Here is a 19,159-nt window from a genome sequence, read left to right on the forward strand (position 1 = left end):
CGAGCATCATGACACGGATTTCAACCTCTTGCCCTCGGGATCATGGTTGACCGTCGCGGCGAGATCCTTGGTCCAGGCGGAGATGGCCGGAACGCGCGATCGATCGACGCGATAGGCATATTTCTTGGCGACGTCGACGATTTCGCTGAGAAGGCCGGCTTCGAGGGTGATTGGCTTGAGCCCGAGATCGAGGAATTTTTCGTTCTTGACGATCAGGTCGTTCTCGGGCGCTTCCTTGCGCGGATTGGGCAGACGGACGACTTCCGCGCCGCTCATCTTGGCGATCATGTCGGCGAGATCGCGGACGCGATGTGTTTCCGTCATCTGGTTGAAGATTTCGACACGAGCGCCGCGGGCCGGCGGATTCTTCAGCGCCAGCTCGATGCAGCGCACGGAGTCCTGGATATGGATGAAGGCGCGGGTCTGGCCGCCGGTGCCGTGCACGGTCAGGGGATGGCCGATCGCCGCCTGGATGAGAAAGCGGTTCAGCACCGTGCCATAGTCGCCGTCATAGTCGAACCGGTTGATCAGCTGCTCGTGCCGGCGCGTCTGCTCCGTGTGCGTACCCCAGACGATGCCCTGATGCAGATCGGTGATCCTGAGGCCGTCGTTCTTGGCATAGAACTGAAACAGCAGCTGATCGAGACACTTGGTCATGTGGTAGATCGAGCCGGGATTGGCGGGGTAAAGGATTTCCTGGCTGACGGTGCGACCGTCGGTCGTATCGATGCCGACAGGCAGATAGCCTTCGGGGATGGCGGCACCCACCGTGGAATAGCCATAGACGCCCATCGTGCCGAGATGCACGAGATGCGCGTCAAGATTGAGTTCGGCGAGCGCGTTCAAGAGATTGTGCGTGGCGTTGACGTTGTTGTTGACGGTGTAGTTCTTGTGGCGGTCGCTCTTCATCGAATAGGGCGCGGCGCGCTGCTCGGCGAAATGCACGATGGCGTCGGGGCGGTGCTCGACAAGCCATTTCTTCAGAAGCTCATAGTCCTTGGCGAGATCGATGAGATTGAAATGGATGCGGCGTCCGGTTTCGGTGTGCCAGATGCGGGTGCGTTCCTGGATCGAATCCATCGGCGTCAGCGATTGGACGCCGAGTTCGGTATCGATCCATCGGCGGGAAAGATTGTCAAGGATGTGGATCTCATGACCGGCGTCGGAGAGGTGGAGCGAGGTTGGCCAACCGATGAATCCGTCACCACCCATAACCGCTATTTTCATGAGATTTTTCCTTCTGCGCCGATCCGCTAGCCGGCACCATTCCGGATAGTCGGAGTCTATGACAATTGTTCAAAGCTTGCTTGATGGCAGAACTTCGGCCAAAGAGATGCCGGACATTCAAGGAGATGCGGCAACGATGAACAGCCCCTTTCTGATTGCTGGGGAACTGGAAGCCGGAAGCCACCGGCTGATGCAGCGAGTCTATTACGAGGATACGGATTTTTCCGGTCTCGTCTATCACGCACGGTATCTGCATTTCCTCGAGCGCGGGCGCACGGACTATCTGCGCTGCCTCGGTGTGGAACAGCGCGAACTATTGAATGCCGATGACGAAGGGCTGGTTTTCGTCGTTCATCGCATGGAGATCGATTTCAAGGGGCCGGCGCGCATGGATGATGTGCTGACGATCCGCACGGTCACGGAAAAGGCCGGCGGCGCCAAGATGGTGCTGTCCCAGGAGATACGGCGCGGCGACACGTTGCTGATCGCCGCCAAGGTCATCATCGCCGTGATCAACGCGAAAGGACGCCCGCGGCGTTTGCCGGAAAAACTCGCCGCGCAGATGCTGGCGGCATCGGAAAATGTTGGCTAGCAGAGGATTTGGCGTCTTCACGTCGCCAGACGGCGGGAGCAAAGATACGTGATTGGAAATAGGCTGCTTGCAATAACTTGAGTTTTATGTGAAGGAATTCGCCACGCAAGCTTTGTCTGCGTTTGCCGCCGGTTTCGTCCGGTCAGTTCTTCCCTGGAGCTAGAATAACCTTCGCCGCCGTTAAATCCTTCATGTTTCGACGCTAACATTCTTTTAACCATAATAGTGTCTTACTGGTTATGTCGGAGTTTGTGCGGTGCACGCCTTCCTTTGACCAAATTTGACGGCAAGAAGGCAGTTGTAAGCTTGGAAGGCTTGACCAGGGCGTTCAGCGGCGGCTGCCAAACAATTCTTGTGAGATCACTTTTAGCCGCCCGGTCTAGCGCCGGGCGTTTGGATTCGGGGATTTTGGATCAATGGAACAAGTAGCATTGGCGGCGGCGGCCACACCGGACATCACGCTCTGGTCGCTCTTCATGCAGGCGGGCTTGGTCGTCAAGCTCGTCATGATCGGTTTGCTGGCAGCGTCCGTATGGACCTGGGCGATCGTCATCGACAAATATTTGAGCTATGCGCGAGCGCGCCGACAGTTCGATCATTTCGAGCAGGTCTTCTGGTCTGGCCAGTCGCTCGAAGAGCTCTATCGCACGCTTTCGGAGCGCAACAATACGGGCCTCGGCGCCATCTTCGTCGCCGCCATGCGCGAATGGAAGAAGTCCTTCGAGCGCGGCGCCCGCTCGCCGATCGGCCTGCAGATGCGTATCGACCGCGCCATGGACGTGACCCTGGCGCGTGAATCGGAACATTTGACCGCGCGCCTCGGATCGCTCGCGACCATCGGTTCTGCCGGTCCGTTCATTGGTCTTTTCGGTACGGTCGTCGGTATCATGACCTCGTTCCAGGCGATCGCCGGTTCGAAGTCGACCAACCTTGCGGTTGTTGCGCCGGGTATCGCCGAAGCGCTGCTTGCAACCGCCATCGGCCTGGTCGCCGCTATCCCGGCCGTTATCGCCTACAACAAGTTCTCGGGCGATGCCGGCAAGCTCTCGGGCCGCATGGAAGGTTTCGCGGACGAATTCTCCGCCATCCTTTCGCGCCAGATCGATGAGAAGCTGCAGCCGCGTCAGGCAGCGCAGTAAGTCGCGGACAGGACCGGAGTATTTCACATGGCAATGTCTGTTGGAGGCAAGGGTGGCGGCGGTGGCCGCCGGGGCGGTCGTCGCGGCGGTGGCCGGGGTGGTCCGATTTCCGAGATCAACGTGACGCCGCTGGTTGACGTCATGCTCGTGCTGCTGATCATCTTCATGGTGGCGGCACCGATGATGACATCGGGTGTTCCGATCGACCTGCCGCAGACGCAGGCCGGCGCGCTGAACGCCCAGACGCAGCCCATCACGATTTCGATTAAGGCCGATGGCCAGGTGTTCATCGGGGAATCGCAGATCCAGGCCACCGAAATCGCGGATAAGCTGAAGGCGATCGCCACGACCGGCTATAGCGAACGCATCTTCGTAAAGGGCGATGCGAAAGCGCCTTACGGCGTGATTGCCGACGTCATGTCTCGCATTCAGGAGGCCGGCTACAAGAACATCGGCCTGGTTACGCAGCAGCAGACAACGGATCACTGACGAACCGACATGAAGCGCAGTATTGCTACATCTGCTGTCATTCACATCCTGGTGCTGATCGGCGCCATGGTGACACTGAGTGCCCCGGCGCCGCTGGAGACGCCGGAAAGCACGGCAATGGATGTCGATATCGTGACTGCGGATCAACTCCAGCAGGGCGAGAAGAAAGCGCCGGTGACGGATCACGTCTCGCGCAAGCAGACCACGAAGCAGGATCAGGTCGCCAACGCCCAGAATGTCGGCGAGAACAAGGTCGATATCAAGAACCCGGTCGTGCCGACCCAACGACCGGAGAGCGAGACTGCGGCCCTGGCGCCGAAGAAGGTGGAGACGCCTGTTCCGCAGGACGATCCGCGGCCGAATGATGTCAAGACGATCGAGCAGAAGGAAACGGAAGCCGCACCGAAGGAAGTGGCTGCCATTCCGCAGCAGAAGCCGGATGTGACGCCCACTCCGACACCGAAGACGGACCCCACACCGCCGACACCGAAAGCCGATGCGACGCCGACCCCGCCGCCGGTACAACAGCCGGTCGACCAGGCTGAAATCCCGCTGCCAACCAATGCTCCCGTTCCGGTTGTCAAGCCGCAACCGACGCCGCCGAAGGCCGCCGAGCAGAAGCCGGAGGTCAAACCGACGCCGAAGCCGGATGTGAAGGTGGCCGACGCCAAGCCGACGGACAAGACGACGACGCAGAGCACCAGCAAGACAACCTCTCCCGATGACGGCAAGAAGGACGCTGACAAGAAGCGCGAGACTCCAAAGGGAGCTAAATCGGCCAGCGATTTCAACGCCGATGAAATCTCGGCGATGTTGAACAATACATCGTCGAAGGGCGGTGCTGCACGGTCGTCCAAGCAGGCGTCCGCCGGTGCGGATACGCAGGTTGCTTCACGTGGTGGGATGAAATCGCTCGGCGGTGGCAAGCTCAGCCAGAGCCAGAAGGACGGTTTGCGCGATCTGATTGGTAAGAACTGGAATGTTGTCCCCGGCATGGAAGGGGCAAGCGATGTCACGATCAAGGTTCATGTTCGTCTCGACAAGTCAGGTCAGATTGTCGGCGCACCGGAAGTCTCCGTCAGCGGCGGCCCGGCTACGACGCAGCAAGCGCTAAGAGGCGCCGCCGAGCGTGCGGTGCTGAAAAGCCGTACCGATCTGCAAAAGGAAGTGAACGCCGGAGGATTGTTGCCGCCGGATAAATATGATGGCGCGGACGGCTGGAACGAGCTGGTGCTCAACTTCGATCCGAGAGACTTGGGGCTGTGATGCGGGAAATGCAGCCTTCAATGAGCCACTGTCGCCGTTTCGGCCTGAGCTTGCTTGCGGCCTTGGGCATGATGTTGGCTGGTTCCGCGTCGGTGCAGGCTGCAAGCCCTACACAGCCGCATGAAAATTCGACTAGAGACAGTATCCGCGACGACGTCGCGAGGAATTGGAATATCGTTCCCGGCATGGAAGGAGCGAAGCACGTCCACGTCCAGGTGCATCTCAAGCTCAGCCGAAGCGGAGAAATCGTCGGCGAGCCGAAGGTTACAGTGACCGGCGGTCCCAAGGCGACGCAGCAAGCCATCGCGGCGAGCGCGATGCGAGCTGTGCTCCGGACTGCCCCCTTCAAGAATCTGCCAACAGATCAATATGACGACTGGAAAGAAGTTACCCTTAACTTCGGACCGGTTCTCTGACGAATTAATGCTGAAAGGCTTGGCACATATGATCAGAAACTCCCTCGTTCGTCTCCTGCTGGTGCTGGCAGGCCTGACGGCAGTCCTCGCCACTCCGGCCTATGCCGTGGTCGAGCTCAACATCAACAAGGGCAATGTCCAGCCCATGCCGATCGCTATCACCGACCTTCTGTCGAATGATAGCCTTGGCCCGCAGATCTCGGGCGTGATCGCAGCCGATCTGCAGCGCTCCGGATTGTTCGCTCCGATCAACAAGCAGGCCTTCATCGAGAAGATCACCAATCCGGATTCGACCCCGCGCTTCCAGGACTGGACGTCGATCAACGCGCAGGCGCTGGTGACGGGCCGCGTCACGCAGGAAGGCGGCCGCCTTCGTGCCGAATTCCGCCTGTGGGACACGTTCGGCAATAGCCAGATGATCGGCCAGCAGTTCTTTGCCCAGCCGGATAACTGGCGCCGCGTTGCGCACATCATTGCCGATGCGATCTATCAGAAGATCACCGGCGAGAAGGGCTATTTCGATACGCGCGTCGTTTTCGTTGCCGAAAGCGGCCCGAAGACGGCTCGCAAGACGCAGCTCGGCATCATGGACCAGGACGGCGCCAATGTGCGCATGCTGACCGACGGCAGCGATCTGGTGCTGACGCCGCGCTTCTCGCCCAACCGGCAGGAAGTGACCTACATGTCCTTCGCCAACCAGCAGCCGCGCGTCTATCTGCTGCAGTTGCAGACGGGCCAGCGCGAATTGGTCGGCAACTTCCCCGGCATGACCTTCTCGCCGCGCTTCTCGCCGGATGGCCAGCGCGTGATCATGAGCCTGCAGCAGGAAGGCAACGCCAACATCTATACGATGGACCTGCGCTCGCGCACGACGACACGCCTGACCTCGACGGCCGCCATCGACACCTCGCCGTCCTATTCGCCCGACGGCTCGCAGATCGCCTTCGAAAGCGACCGCGGCGGAAAGCCGCAGATCTATGTGATGGGTGCCGACGGTTCCAACCAGCGCCGCATTTCCTTCGGTGACGGTTCGTACTCCACGCCGGTCTGGTCGCCGCGCGGCGATCTCATCGCCTTCACCAAGCAGTCCGGCGGAAGCTTCTCCATCGGCGTCATGAAGACCGACGGTTCGGGCGAGCGCCTGCTGACCACCGGCTTCCATAACGAAGGCCCGACCTGGGCACCGAACGGCCGCGTCATCATGTTCTTCCGTCAGCCGGCCGGTTCAGGCGGCCCGCAGCTCTATTCGATTGACCTGACCGGCTATAACGAACAGAAGATCCCGACTCCTGGCTTCGCTTCCGACCCGGCATGGTCGCCGCTTCTCGAGTAGCGAGAGCCCTGCCACGTTATCGCCGCAAAGTCCTGTGAGTGGACCCTTTCGGGACGATTTTAGGACATCATTAACCATATTTGTTGGAATCGGATTAACCGAACCCGGTTACAGTCTGGCAACCCTGATAGAGACTTAAGGAGAGACCGGCCATGAGCCGCATCGCAACCCCGGCCGTTGGCCACATGCAGAACCTCGCCCGCAACCCGATCATGATCGCGCTTTTCGTCGGCCTTTCTTTGGCTGGCTGCGCTTCCAAGAAGGGTCTGCCGAACGATGCCAACGGTCTCGGCCTGAACGGTGCCGGCAATGCTACCCCGGGTTCGCCGCAGGACTTCACGGTCAATGTCGGCGACCGCATCTTCTTCGATACCGACAGCACCTCGATCCGCTCCGACGCCGCCCAGACGCTCGACCGTCAGGCTCAGTGGCTCGCCCGCTATCCGAACTATGCGATCACCGTCGAAGGCCATGCAGACGAGCGCGGCACGCGCGAATACAACCTGGCACTCGGCGCCCGCCGCGCGGCCGCTACCCGCGACTATCTCGCTTCGCGCGGCGTTCCTGCCAAGCGCATGAAGACGATCTCCTACGGCAAGGAACGTCCGGTCGCGACCTGCGACGATATTTCCTGCTGGTCGCAGAACCGCCGCGCTGTCACCGTGCTCAACGGCGCCGGTTCCTGATAGGTCAAAAGCCAGTCGAGAATGTATAAAGGCGGCCTCCCAGCCGCCTTTACTTTTTTGACCACACTTTGGCCGAACTCCGTTGCTTTTTGAGAGCAATTGTAAAAATCTCCTGTTCGAGCCCTTGGCCCGAAGAATCAATGAGACAGGACGATCCATATGAGAAAACTTGTCGTGGCGAGCATGCTTTGTCTCGCTGCCTTTGCAGGTAGTGAGCGTGATGCTTCTGCCTTGTCGCTGTTCGGAATCCACCTCGGAGGCCGTGATGCCTCCGCGCAGTCGGCTTCCAACAACGTGTATCAGAGACAAGCGCAATACGGCCAGGCACCGATCATCAATGTTCAAAACAGCGACGCCGAAGTTCGCGTGCAGCAGCTCGAAGACCAGATGCGCCAGCTGAACGGTCGCGTCGAGGAAATGAGCTATCAGCTGCTGCAGATGCAGGAACAGATCCGCAAGGCCCAGGAAGACAACGAATTCCGTTTCCAGCAGCTCGAAAAGCGCGGCGGCGGTGCGCCGGCTGCAGGCAGCACGATGAAGAAGAGCGAAGCCGATGCTCCGGCGTCGGGTTCCGGCGGCCAGCGGCAGGATGATATTGCCGGCGTCATCGGCGATTCGCAGAATAGTGATGTCGCTTCCCAACAGGGAAGCGGCGCGGGCAAGCCGCCGAGCCAGCTTGGTTCGATCCAGTTCGACCCGGGCGGCAAGCAGGTCGGCTCCTCCATGTCGGGGGCCAACAATGGCGCGGGCAAGCCCCCAAGCGCCGGCTCCGGGACCCAGAGCGCCTCGCTAGGCAACGAAAACGATCAGTACAAGGCTGCTTATGGCCACGTCCTGTCGGGCGATTATAGTGTCGCCGAACAGGAGTTCCGCCAGTATCTCGACAGCTATCCGAGCAGCACACGGGCAGCGGATGCGAATTTCTGGCTCGGAGAGGCGCTCTACTCGCAGGGCAAGTACAATGACGCCGCCAAGACCTTCCTCAATGCGCATCAGAAATATAGCACCTCCGAGAAGGCACCTGAAATGCTCCTGAAGCTCGGCATGTCGCTCGCCGCGCTCGACAACAAGGACACAGCCTGCGCCACGCTTCGCGAAGTGACCAAGCGTTACCCAAAGGCCTCGAAAGCCGTGACCGGCAAGGTCGCCAGCGAAGAGAAGCGGCTTGCCTGCTGAGCGCCATGTCTACTGACGCTGTGACCGGCGATGCCACGGCCCTCATGCCAGAAACCGCCGCGGCAGAATTCCTACAATCCCTATCGCCGCCTGCTCATATCCTGGTTGCCGTTTCCGGCGGCAGCGATTCCATCGGGCTTCTGATTGCCCTTGACCAGCAGCTGAAATCCCATTCCCGCAGAGATATCACCCTTAGCGCCGCGACCATCGATCATGGCTTGCGCGCCGCAGGGGCAGACGAAGCGCGAGAGGTCGCAGCACTCTGCGCTTCGCGCGGCATTTCCCATTTTACCCGTCACTGGGAGGGTGAAAAGCCCGCAACCGGCCTCATGGCCGCTGCGCGCGAGGCACGCTATGAATTGCTCGCCGAGCTCGCCGAGGAGATTTCGGCCAACCTCATCGTCACTGCCCACACCACAGATGATCAGCGCGAGACCATGGTCATGCGCGGTAAGCGCCGGCTGGGGGAGGTGGACGGCCTTGGTACCGGCATCGCCGATGCAATGCTGTTTGACCGGCGTATCTGGATTGTCAGGCCGTTTCTGGCCTGCCGGCGGGTGGATATCAGAGCCTGGCTCAAGATGCGCGGCATATCCTGGCTCGATGACCCCAGCAACGCGGATATGAGATATGAGCGCGTGCGTACGCGCATGGAACTTGACGCAGATCCGTCGGCACCGCTATCGGGCGATGGCGGTGCCGGCCGCGCCGCGCTGTCCGGGAAGGCTGCCGCATGGCTGGACGACCACGTCACCATCCATGCGAATGCGCTTTGCGTCATCGATCGATCGGGCCTCTCGGCGGATAAAGCGGTCGTTGCCTATGCCCTGTCCTACCTTGCCGCCGTCTTCGGTGGCAGGACTTATGCGCCGGGGCGGGTGCAAATGGAGCGTGTTCTCGAATTTGTGAACGGTGCGGATCCCGGCCGGCGCACGGCCGGCGGCGTGGTTTTCGACCTGCGCCGCGATGGGCTTTACCTCATGCGGGAAAGCCGCAATATCGCCCCGCTGTCGCTCGCGCCGGGAAAAAAGGGCAATTGGGACGGTCGCTTCGAAATAAGCAATTCGGGCCAGACGCCGGTCGGCGTGCGCGCCGCCGGTATGGAGAATGCGGCGATTTTTCCGTCGAATCTGCCGAAAGGAGCCGCGCGGCGCGCCGGCGCAGCGATGCCGCTGATTGCGACGGAAGCGGGGACAAAGGCAGCATCGGTTGCGGTCGTGCCCAATCTTGCGCCTTTCGACCGCTTTTTGACACGATTCGACCTCACATTCGCAGATCGGCTTTCAATCGCTTTTGGCCGTGAAGCCTATATGCGGCCGCCGCTTTCGGTCCTATAGACGGAAAAAGCATGCGGCGACGCGGTTTGCCTTGGCAACGGCTTGGCGCAACCCTATGTTAGGGATCAAGTAATGCCGTCGCTTAAGCGGCGGAAGTTTCAGTGCTGGGGAGTTCGATGAACCCTAATTTTCGTAATTTCGCTCTGTGGGCAATCATAGCCTTACTACTGATTGCTCTGTTCAGCATGTTTCAGAACGCGCCGGCACAAACAGGCTCCAGGGAAATTCCGTATTCGCAGTTCCTTCGGGAAGTTGATTCCGGCCGCGTCCGTGACGTGACCGTTACGGGTAACCGCATCATCGGCAGCTATGTCGAAAACAGTTCGGCCTTCCAGACCTATGCTCCGGTCATCGATGATAGCCTGCTTGAACGCCTGCAGTCCAAGAACGTCACCGTTGCCGCCCGCCCGGAGTCGGACGGTTCCTCGAGCTTCCTGAGCTATCTCGGCACGCTGCTGCCGATGCTCCTGATCCTCGGCGTCTGGCTGTTCTTCATGCGGCAGATGCAAGGCGGATCGCGCGGAGCCATGGGCTTCGGCAAGTCCAAGGCCAAGCTTCTGACGGAAGCGCATGGCCGCGTCACCTTCGACGACGTCGCCGGCGTCGACGAAGCCAAGCAGGATCTGGAAGAAATCGTCGAGTTTCTGCGTGATCCGCAGAAGTTCCAGCGCCTTGGCGGCCGTATTCCGCGCGGCGTTCTGCTTGTGGGACCTCCCGGTACGGGTAAGACGCTTCTGGCGCGCGCCATCGCCGGCGAGGCCAATGTGCCGTTCTTCACCATCTCCGGTTCCGACTTTGTCGAAATGTTCGTCGGTGTCGGCGCAAGCCGCGTCCGCGACATGTTCGAACAGGCGAAGAAGAATGCGCCCTGCATCATCTTCATCGACGAAATCGATGCCGTCGGCCGCCATCGCGGCGCCGGTCTCGGCGGCGGTAACGACGAGCGCGAACAGACGCTCAACCAGTTGCTGGTCGAGATGGACGGCTTCGAAGCCAATGAAGGCATCATCCTGATCGCCGCCACCAACCGTCCTGACGTCCTCGACCCCGCGCTGCTGCGTCCGGGCCGTTTCGACCGTCAGGTCGTGGTACCGAATCCGGATATCGTCGGCCGCGAGCGCATCCTCAAGGTTCATGCCCGCAATGTGCCGCTGGCTCCGAATGTCGACCTGAAGACGCTTGCCCGCGGTACGCCCGGCTTTTCCGGTGCTGATCTGATGAACCTGGTCAACGAAGCCGCCCTGATGGCCGCCCGCCGCAACAAGCGCCTGGTCACCATGCAGGAATTCGAAGACGCCAAGGACAAGATCATGATGGGCGCAGAGCGCCGCTCTTCGGCAATGACCGAGGCGGAAAAGAAGCTCACCGCCTATCACGAGGCCGGTCACGCTATTACCGCGCTCAACGTCGCCGTCGCCGATCCGCTGCACAAGGCGACCATCATTCCGCGCGGCCGCGCACTCGGCATGGTCATGCAGCTCCCCGAGGGCGATCGCTACTCGATGAGCTACAAGTGGATGGTCTCGCGCCTCTGCATCATGATGGGCGGCCGTGTGGCCGAGGAACTGACCTTCGGCAAGGAGAACATCACCTCGGGAGCATCGTCCGATATCGAGCAGGCGACCAAGCTTGCCCGTGCGATGGTGACCCAGTGGGGCTTTTCCGATGAACTCGGCCAGGTCGCATACGGCGAGAACCAGCAGGAAGTCTTCCTCGGTCACTCCGTCTCGCAGTCGAAAAATGTGTCGGAAGCAACGGCGCAGAAGATCGATAACGAAGTGCGTCGCCTGATCGATGAAGCCTATCGCGAAGCCAAGGATATCCTCACCTCGAAGCACGACGAGTTCGTGGCCCTGGCGGAAGGCCTGCTCGAATACGAGACGCTGACCGGCGAGGAGATCAAGGCGCTCATCCGCGGTGAAAAGCCCGCGCGCGACCTCGGCGACGACACGCCGCCGAGCCGCGGCTCGGCCGTACCGAAGACCGGCGCCAAGAAGGATGGTTCGCTCGGTGCCAAGGGCGACGAGCCGGAAGGCGGCTTCGAACCGCAACCGCGCTGACGCACGGAGCCGATTGACCATGTAGACGAAGAGGCCAGTTCTCCTTTGATTAGGGAACTGGCCTTTTTCTTGATGGCTGCAGGTGACGAACGGAAGCTGAGGGTCGGTACTGATGATGGTCCGAATATCGGAATTGAGCGAAGAGCGGGCCGCAATTCGTAAATCCACATTTGGGCGGTCTCGTCGCCGGCATTGTCCTACTGATGATCGGGTGTCGCCATGCGTAAAGCATCCGTGATCCTCAGCTCAACGATTACTTGCCCGATCTGCGGTTTCAAGGCGACGGAAACGATGCCAACCGACGCCTGCTGGTATTTCTATGAATGCAAGGGCTGCAGTGCCGTGCTTCAGCCGAAGGCTGGTGATTGCTGTGTGTTCTGCTCATTCGGAACCGTTCCTTGCCCGCCGATCCAGGCTCGAGGCGGGCGGGGCCGTTGCTGTTGATCGGCTGATGCCACAGTGTGACACGGCACGGGCAGCCCGAGATGCACAATCGTCGTAGCCGGGGGAAGTAATATGGACAGTTTATGTTGTGAATTGGAATATTGTCAGCCTCCACCAGATGCGGTTTTTTAGTGCTTATTAATGGTAACGCGTTGTAATAGGCGGTCTCGGTAATTTAAGTGCCGAGTTTTACAATCTGTGGCATGAGCCACAGGCATCGATGCTCGAAGCGTCTCTGGATTCAGAGCAGTGTTTTCGATGCCGCTGCATGTTTCGCGAAAATGCAGCAACGACAGGAGTGCATATGAAACGTCGCTATTTCGGAACTGACGGAATTCGCGGTCAATCCAACATCTATCCGATGACGCCGGATCTTGCCATGCGCGTGGGTATCGCCGCCGGCACGATCTTCCATCGCGGTAGTCACCGTCACCGCGTCGTCATCGGCAAGGACACACGTCTTTCCGGCTATATGCTGGAAAACGCAATGGTGGCGGGCTTTACCGCGGCCGGCGTCGATGCCTTCGTTCTCGGCCCCATTCCGACCCCGGCCGTCGCCATGCTGACGCGTTCGCTGCGTGCGGACATCGGCGTCATGATTTCCGCTTCGCATAATCCTTACGAAGACAATGGCATCAAGCTTTTCGGGCCGGACGGCTACAAGCTGTCCGACGATCTTGAAATGAAGATCGAGGATCTGCTCGACAAGGACATGACCGAGCATCTTGCCAAGGCTGAGAATATCGGCCGTGCCAAGCGCATCGACGGCGTGCATGACCGCTATATCGAGCATGCGAAGCGCACGCTGCCGCGTGACGTCACGCTGCAAGGCCTGCGCATCGCCATCGATTGCGCCAATGGTGCTGCCTACAAGGTTGCCCCGGCTGCCCTTTGGGAACTCGGCGCCGACGTGGTGACCATAGGCAACGAGCCGAATGGTATGAACATCAATCTGAATTGCGGCTCCACCAGCCCTGTTGCCCTGCAGAAGAAGGTGGATGAAGTGCGCGCCGATATCGGCATCGCGCTGGATGGCGATGCCGACCGCGTCATCATCGTCGACGAGACCGGCACGATCATCGATGGCGATCAGCTGATGGCTGTCATCGCGGAGAGCTGGGCCGAGAGCCAGACGCTGCGCGGCAACGGCATCGTGGCGACCGTCATGTCCAATCTCGGCCTCGAGCGTTTTCTGGAAGAGCGCGGCATGTTGCTTGCCCGCACCGCCGTCGGCGACCGCTATGTCGTCGAGCATATGCGTCAGCACAATTACAACGTCGGTGGCGAGCAATCGGGCCATATCGTGCTGTCCGATTATGGCACGACGGGCGATGGGCTCGTGGCCGCGCTGCAGATCCTTGCCTCGGTGAAACGCACCGGCAAGCCGGTCAGCGAAGTTTGTCGGCGTTTCGAGCCCGTACCGCAGCTGCTGCGCAATGTCCGCATTGCCGGCGGCAAGCCGCTGGAGGACATTCAGGTGCGGCAGGCGATCGCCGATGCGGAAAGCGAACTCGCCCGCAATGGCCGTTTGGTCATTCGTCCTTCCGGTACCGAGCCCTTGATCCGCGTCATGGCGGAGGGCGACGATCGCGGCCAGATCGAGCGTATCGTCGGCGGATTGATCGACGTGATTTCGAGCGTCCGCTCGGCAGCTTGAGCCTGGAAATACCCGGGATATCCAAATCTACGGCCGTCTCATTGAGGCGGCCGTTTTGTTTTTAGCCGGCGGGGCCAAGACGGCCTACTGGAACATTTCGCCGGGATAGGCGCCCCAGAGCTTGTCCTGCCTGATGTAGCCTCTTGCCGAATGTTCCCTTACGGAGACGCGGCACCATATTCCCGTGCAGGACTGCAGCGAAACCAGCACGCGGGGCTGCAGCTCCGCGACCGCCCGAGCGGCTGGATTGGGGTCTGCGCGCAACATGGCATTCTTGGTCAGCCAAGGTGCGATCAGCGCCGTGCGAATGCCGGAGAGCAGGGCGCTATGCATCCAGCCGGTCACGCCGGTGTCGTCGCGGACCTGCCGCCAATGGCCATATTCGTCGATGATCTCCAGGGGCAGGCCGGGTTTCGTATAGATCCATTTGGTTGCGTAGATGGTCGATGGACCCACGCGCATGCGTGCCTTGTGGGCTCTCAGCGAAACATAGCGGGGGATCGGCAATCCCGTTTCGCGCCCCTTGTTCCACGCGGTAGCCGCAACCGGTTTTATCGGCATCGTGCCGGCCAGAGCAGCAGGGCTCAGGAAGAGGATGAGGAGCCCCAGGCAGGCCCATATTTTTCGATGGCAAGTCAAAGACTTCCTCCTGAGTTCGCTTCCCGGCCATTCCACTGTAATGGCGCTATTCTTGCCAATTCGTTTAAAAATCCAGGCCTCCACGCACCCGGCGGCGCATGTCCTCGCGAAGAAGGGAGGAGGTGAAACGGCCGCATCTCGTTCTCTTTATTGTAAAATCAACAATCTCTAATATATTAAATAAAGTATAGTCTCTGAATAAACAGGGTAAATATTCGTAGTTAATCAGGCTTTAACTCATTTTCATCATTATCCCTGTCATGTCTTTTCGATTGGCAAGCATCTGCTGTGCCAAGGCAAGAAATTTGGAGCCAAAGCCATGATGAAATCCATAATAGGAGCACTTGCCACTTTGCTTGTCGGCACGTCGGCCTTTTCCGCTGATCTCTATACACCGGAACCGGTCCAGCCGGCGCCGGAGGTGACTGTCGCCCAATCCAGCGGCTGGTACCTGCGCGGCGATGTCGGCTATGCTTTCACGAAGCTGCGCGGCGCCAACTATTTCCAGGGTTCCAACTCCAGCCTGGTCGATTTCGATAGGGCAACGCTCGGCGACAACTTCACACTCGGCGGCGGTGTCGGTTATCAAATCAACAACTACCTGCGCACCGACTTGACGTTCGACTATCTCTTCAAGTCCGACTTCAAGGGTTCGACAAAGGGCAATTGCGGCGGCTGCGGTCCGGACTTCACCTCCGTCCCGGCAACGTCCCGCGACCTGGCATCCTTGACGGCCTTCAGCTTGCTTGCCAACGCTTACGTCGATCTCGGCACCTATGGCATCTTCACGCCTTATGTCGGTGGTGGTCTCGGTGGCACCTACGTTAAATGGAGCAATCTGAAGAACACGTCCTGCTCGGACGCCAATCCGGACTCCTGCGACGGGTCGGTTACGCATAACGGCCGCGGCAGCTGGCGCTTCACCTACGCGCTGATGGCCGGTACCTCCATCGATCTGAGCTGCAATCTCAAGGCCGACGTCGGCTATCGCTATCGGCATATCCAGGGCGGCGACATGTTCGGCTTCGCTGAAAATGGTGGTCCCGGCTACGACAAGGGCCTGAACCTGCACGAAGCCCGCATCGGTGCCCGTTACACCTTCGGGGGCTGCCAGACGGCAAGCTACATGCCGCCGGCCGATATTCCGGCCCAGCCGGTCTACAAATAAGCGTAGCTTACGCAAGCCATTGAAAAGCCGTCCGGTTTCTTCCGAGCGGCTTTTGTCTTTTCTCTCTCCCGTTAAGTAATTCTTCCACGCTTTAAAGCTTCATTAACCATGAATTCCCTATGGTTAATGAAATCAGAATGGCGGCTTTCCCGCAGAGTTTCTTCTCTGACGGGCTCGCAGGGAAGCAAAGGCCGACCGATTCGACGCGCGGGCGTCAGCCCGAGGATGGAAGGCGAGGGGTAATGATCCGTTTTGACGCGTTGGCGCTGGCCGCAGCGATGGCAGGCGCATCGGCGGGCGTTGCTCTTGCGGGCGATACGCCGCCGGAAATCAAGGTGCCCGAAGTCAGCGTCCCCGAGGTCAGTGTCAAGGATGCGAAGGGATGGTACGTCCGCGGTGATGTCGGTTATTCAGTCAATGCAAGTCGCAACAACACGCGATTCCGTGCTTACGATCCAGCCGGTGGCGATTACAGTTCGAGCCGCTTCGATTCCAGCCGCTTCGGCGGCGATTTTTCCGGCGGCCTGGGTGTCGGCTATCAATTCAACGACCTGTTTCGTGCCGATGTCACGGGAGATTTCTTCAGCGGCGATTTCGACGGCCGTGTCTCCAGCAATTCGTCCTGTTTTGGCGGAGGTGCGGGCACCGGTTGCTCCACAAAGGCGCATTCCTCCTTCAGGGCCGGCAGCCTGATGGTCAATGGTTACGTCGATCTCGGAACGCTTGCAGGCTTTACGCCCTATGTCGGTGCAGGGCTCGGCGCGACGCGCGTCTCGTGGAGCAGCGTCAATGCCATCGGTTCCTGCGTGGACGGTGCTTCCGGCTGCGGAGGCGCGGCTTCGTTCAGCGCGCGCTATCCGGGCGACAGCGACTGGCGCATGACCTATGCGCTGATGGCGGGCGTCGCTTATGAGATTGCACCGAACATCAAGGTCGATCTTGGCTATCGTTTCTCCCACGTCGCCGGCGGCGACATGTTCGGCTATTCCGCCGCCGATTCGGCTGCCGGTGCGGGCGGCACGATGGGCCGTGACGGCGCGCTCTCGCGCCACGAAATCCGCATCGGTCTCAGGATCACGACCTGGTAGGCTCGAGGTCCGAGCGGCTCAGCTTTTCAAGGAATCTCCGAGCCGCTCTGTTTCTTTGTTTCCTCGCAATTCCGGACGGGGAAAACCGCTTGTGCACTTTTCCTGGAATTGTTCTATGGCGTCGTCAGCACATAGTTGATGCGGCGAAAGAAATCCAAGGTTCGGAAGATGTGGGCGGGTATGCGGCGCCACGCGGAAGACTTGGCGGCACGATAATCACGACGCCAGCCGATCATAGTGGTTCGCTGTAACCGGCTGAAGCCGGCGATATTGACGCGTGTGCTGAAGATCGAAATCTGCATGTCCCAGCCACGCTCCACCGCCACATCCCAAGGCAACGACATGACCGCCAGCGATTTGACGATTCTTTCGGCGCCACGGCGCGTGACGAGATAGCAGGCCGTCGAACCCTGCGGGCCGAAAAGGCAACGGCCGACGATGTCTCCCTTCCTGCTGCGCATCATGGCGCGGAAGCCGTTCCAGCGGTGGTTCACAAGCTTGATCAGGTCGGCCGTCGGTGCTGCTTCCTTGGCCGCCATGGCGCGCGCCAGGAAATCGGCATCCAGCGCGACATCATCCTCGATGATGATGGCCATCGCTTCGCCGCTCGCAAGAAACTGGCGTAGTGCCTGCAAGTGACTGCGATAGCAGCCATATTCACCCGGCAGGATGGTCCGGCCGTGCCGGCGCTGGAAACGATCATGGTCCACGTCGGTCCATTGGTCGCGCGGGATGAGGGCGCCGTCGACGCCGTCGATGCGTTCGAATCGGAAGCCGAATTCATCGCTCTGCCGTCGGATCTCCGCCAACCGCTCAGTCGCGCGATCTATATTGATCAGATAGACCGGCACGGTCTGTGCTGTCATGAACGGGGTTTCGGCGAGCGCAGTTAGAGACATTGGGCACATTTGTCGTTTCTACCGGCGCAACCAGGGACGCCAAACCCTATATGATTGTGCTTCGGCATAAAAACCAGTTTTTATATGGCCAAATTTGGCTGAATTTCATTGTGCGTAACTTACGCACCATCAAACTTTTCGCACGACCTTGTGATCGAGCGCCATCCGCAAATTTTACTATTGTGCTCGCGCTCGGCTTCCAATATATCCGGCGGCGGGACACTCCTCCCCAACGAGGAGCTTTCTATCTGAGAGGATAGCATCATGACTAAGCTCGCCAAGCCGGACATCCGTCCGAATAATACCCATTTTTCTTCTGGTCCATGCTCGAAGCGTCCCGGTTGGACGCTTAACGCTCTTTCCGACGCGGCCCTTGGCCGTTCGCACCGCGCGAAGGTCGGCAAGGCAAAGCTGAAGCAGGCCATCGATCTCACTCGCGAAATTCTGGAAGTGCCGTCGGAGTACCGCATCGGCATCGTCCCGGCTTCCGATACCGGCGCCGTCGAGATGGCGCTCTGGTCGCTGCTCGGCGAACGCGGCGTCGACATGCTCGCCTGGGAAAGCTTCGGTGCCGGCTGGGTCACCGATGTCGTCAAGCAGCTGAAGCTCAAGGACGTCCGCAAGCTTGAAGCCGGCTACGGCGAGCTGCCAGATCTTTCCGCTGTCGATTTCGACCGCGACGTGGTCTTCACCTGGAACGGCACCACCTCCGGCGTGCGCGTTCCGAACGGCGATTTCATTCCGGCCGACCGCAAGGGCCTGACCATCTGCGACGCCACCTCGGCTGCCTTCGCTCAGAACCTCGATTTTGCCAAACTCGACGTCGTCACCTTCTCCTGGCAGAAGGTTCTGGGCGGCGAGGGCGCACATGGCGTCATCATCCTGTCGCCGCGCGCCGTCGAGCGCCTGACGGCCTATCAGCCGGCTTGGCCGCTGCCGAAGATCTTCCGCATGACCAGCGGCGGCAAGCTGATCGAAGGCATCTTCACCGGCGAGACGATCAACACGCCTTCGATGCTCTGCGTCGAAGACTATATCGACGCTCTGCTCTGGGCCAAGGACCTCGGTGGTCTCAAGGCGCTGATCGGGCGCGCCGATGCCAACGCCAAGGTCATCCACGATTTCGTTGCCGCCAATGGTTGGATCGCCAATCTCGCCGTCAAGGCGGAGACGGAATCCAACACCTCCGTGTGCCTGAAGATCATCGACAAGGATGTCGTCGCTCTCGATGCCGATGGCCAGGCGAATTTCGCCAAGGGCCTGGTTGCGCTGCTTGAGAAGGAAGGCGTCGCCTATGACGTCGGCCATTACCGCGATGCTCCGTCGGGCCTGCGTATCTGGGCGGGTGCAACGATCGAAGCATCCGACATGCAGAAGCTGATGCCTTGGCTTGCCTGGGCTTTCGAAACGCAGAAGGCGACGCTCTCCCAGGCTGCTGCCTGAGGCTTTGAGCGTTCATGGCTCCGCCGCGATAGGCGGAGCCCAGCATCCCGAAATTCTCGTTGTTTTCACGCAATTCCATACGGAAAGCCATTTCGCACTT

Annotated in this window: 18 protein-coding genes; 15 read left to right on the forward strand and 3 right to left on the reverse strand. The window is 59.9% G+C overall.

Going from position 1 to position 19,159, the window contains the following annotated elements; translation table 11 throughout:
- Positions 1–6: 6 nt before the first annotated feature.
- On the reverse strand, positions 7–1,227 hold the full coding sequence (locus tag FP026_RS09735) for an NAD-dependent epimerase/dehydratase family protein (RefSeq protein ID WP_149634419.1): 1,221 nt from the start codon (positions 1,225–1,227) through the stop codon (positions 7–9).
- 136 nt (positions 1,228–1,363) lie between these two features.
- Here FP026_RS09735 and ybgC point away from each other — a divergent pair, with 136 nt between their 5' ends.
- From ybgC to glmM, 12 genes are all read left to right on the forward strand, one after another.
- The gene (ybgC, locus tag FP026_RS09740; RefSeq protein ID WP_149634420.1) at positions 1,364–1,819 is read left to right on the forward strand and encodes a tol-pal system-associated acyl-CoA thioesterase; all 456 of its coding nucleotides are present in this window, start codon (positions 1,364–1,366) and stop codon (positions 1,817–1,819) included.
- A gap of 416 nt (positions 1,820–2,235) precedes the next feature.
- Positions 2,236–2,958, forward strand: coding sequence for a protein TolQ (tolQ, locus tag FP026_RS09745; RefSeq protein WP_149634421.1), 723 nt, complete (start codon positions 2,236–2,238; stop codon positions 2,956–2,958).
- 27 nt (positions 2,959–2,985) lie between these two features.
- Positions 2,986–3,447, forward strand: a complete 462-nt coding sequence (gene tolR, locus FP026_RS09750) for a protein TolR (RefSeq protein ID WP_149634422.1) — start codon at positions 2,986–2,988, stop codon at positions 3,445–3,447.
- 9 nt (positions 3,448–3,456) lie between these two features.
- Positions 3,457–4,713, forward strand: coding sequence for a hypothetical protein (locus tag FP026_RS09755; RefSeq protein WP_149634423.1), 1,257 nt, complete (start codon positions 3,457–3,459; stop codon positions 4,711–4,713).
- A complete protein-coding gene (locus FP026_RS09760; protein ID WP_149634424.1) occupies positions 4,713–5,129 on the forward strand; it encodes a cell envelope integrity protein TolA in 417 nt (138 codons plus the stop codon). Before FP026_RS09755 ends, FP026_RS09760 begins: the two co-directional genes overlap by 1 nt.
- A 28-nt stretch (positions 5,130–5,157) precedes the next feature.
- On the forward strand, positions 5,158–6,462 hold the full coding sequence (tolB, locus tag FP026_RS09765) for a Tol-Pal system beta propeller repeat protein TolB (RefSeq protein ID WP_149634425.1): 1,305 nt from the start codon (positions 5,158–5,160) through the stop codon (positions 6,460–6,462).
- Between the two features lie 152 nt (positions 6,463–6,614).
- Positions 6,615–7,148 carry a peptidoglycan-associated lipoprotein Pal gene (gene pal, locus FP026_RS09770; protein ID WP_112343408.1) on the forward strand — a complete coding sequence of 178 codons (534 nt, stop codon included), beginning with the start codon at positions 6,615–6,617 and terminating at the stop codon, positions 7,146–7,148.
- Between the two features lie 159 nt (positions 7,149–7,307).
- The gene (gene ybgF / locus FP026_RS09775) at positions 7,308–8,324 is read left to right on the forward strand and encodes a tol-pal system protein YbgF (RefSeq protein ID WP_149634426.1); all 1,017 of its coding nucleotides are present in this window, start codon (positions 7,308–7,310) and stop codon (positions 8,322–8,324) included.
- A gap of 5 nt (positions 8,325–8,329) precedes the next feature.
- On the forward strand, positions 8,330–9,661 hold the full coding sequence (gene tilS / locus FP026_RS09780) for a tRNA lysidine(34) synthetase TilS (protein ID WP_149634427.1): 1,332 nt from the start codon (positions 8,330–8,332) through the stop codon (positions 9,659–9,661).
- Between the two features lie 116 nt (positions 9,662–9,777).
- Positions 9,778–11,721: an ATP-dependent zinc metalloprotease FtsH gene (gene ftsH, locus FP026_RS09785; protein WP_149634428.1), complete on the forward strand. Its 1,944-nt coding sequence runs from the start codon at positions 9,778–9,780 to the stop codon at positions 11,719–11,721.
- Between the two features lie 234 nt (positions 11,722–11,955).
- Entirely contained in the window at positions 11,956–12,165 is a 210-nt protein-coding gene (locus FP026_RS30555) for a GDCCVxC domain-containing (seleno)protein (protein WP_246665321.1), read from the forward strand.
- 304 nt (positions 12,166–12,469) lie between these two features.
- A complete protein-coding gene (gene glmM, locus FP026_RS09795; RefSeq protein ID WP_149634430.1) occupies positions 12,470–13,822 on the forward strand; it encodes a phosphoglucosamine mutase in 1,353 nt (450 codons plus the stop codon).
- A gap of 84 nt (positions 13,823–13,906) precedes the next feature.
- Here the strand turns inward: glmM and FP026_RS09800 are convergent, their stop codons facing one another.
- On the reverse strand, positions 13,907–14,461 hold the full coding sequence (locus FP026_RS09800; protein WP_149634431.1) for an SH3 domain-containing protein: 555 nt from the start codon (positions 14,459–14,461) through the stop codon (positions 13,907–13,909).
- A 319-nt stretch (positions 14,462–14,780) separates the two neighbouring features.
- Here FP026_RS09800 and FP026_RS09805 point away from each other — a divergent pair, with 319 nt between their 5' ends.
- Both FP026_RS09805 and FP026_RS09810 read left to right on the forward strand, forming a co-directional pair.
- On the forward strand, positions 14,781–15,629 hold the full coding sequence (locus tag FP026_RS09805) for an outer membrane protein (protein ID WP_149634432.1): 849 nt from the start codon (positions 14,781–14,783) through the stop codon (positions 15,627–15,629).
- A gap of 242 nt (positions 15,630–15,871) precedes the next feature.
- Complete coding sequence (locus FP026_RS09810; protein WP_149634433.1) at positions 15,872–16,717, forward strand: outer membrane protein; 846 nt, start codon at positions 15,872–15,874, stop codon at positions 16,715–16,717.
- Between the two features lie 113 nt (positions 16,718–16,830).
- Here the strand turns inward: FP026_RS09810 and FP026_RS09815 are convergent, their stop codons facing one another.
- Positions 16,831–17,583 carry a glycosyltransferase family 25 protein gene (locus tag FP026_RS09815; protein WP_149634434.1) on the reverse strand — a complete coding sequence of 251 codons (753 nt, stop codon included), beginning with the start codon at positions 17,581–17,583 and terminating at the stop codon, positions 16,831–16,833.
- Between the two features lie 297 nt (positions 17,584–17,880).
- On the opposite strand from FP026_RS09815, the gene FP026_RS09820 reads away from it, so the two are divergent.
- On the forward strand, positions 17,881–19,059 hold the full coding sequence (locus tag FP026_RS09820) for a phosphoserine transaminase (RefSeq protein WP_149634435.1): 1,179 nt from the start codon (positions 17,881–17,883) through the stop codon (positions 19,057–19,059).
- Positions 19,060–19,159 lie beyond the last annotated feature (100 nt).

The organism is Martinezella tropici (genome assembly GCF_008370325.1).
GTDB lineage: Bacteria > Pseudomonadota > Alphaproteobacteria > Rhizobiales > Rhizobiaceae > Rhizobium > Rhizobium tropici_B.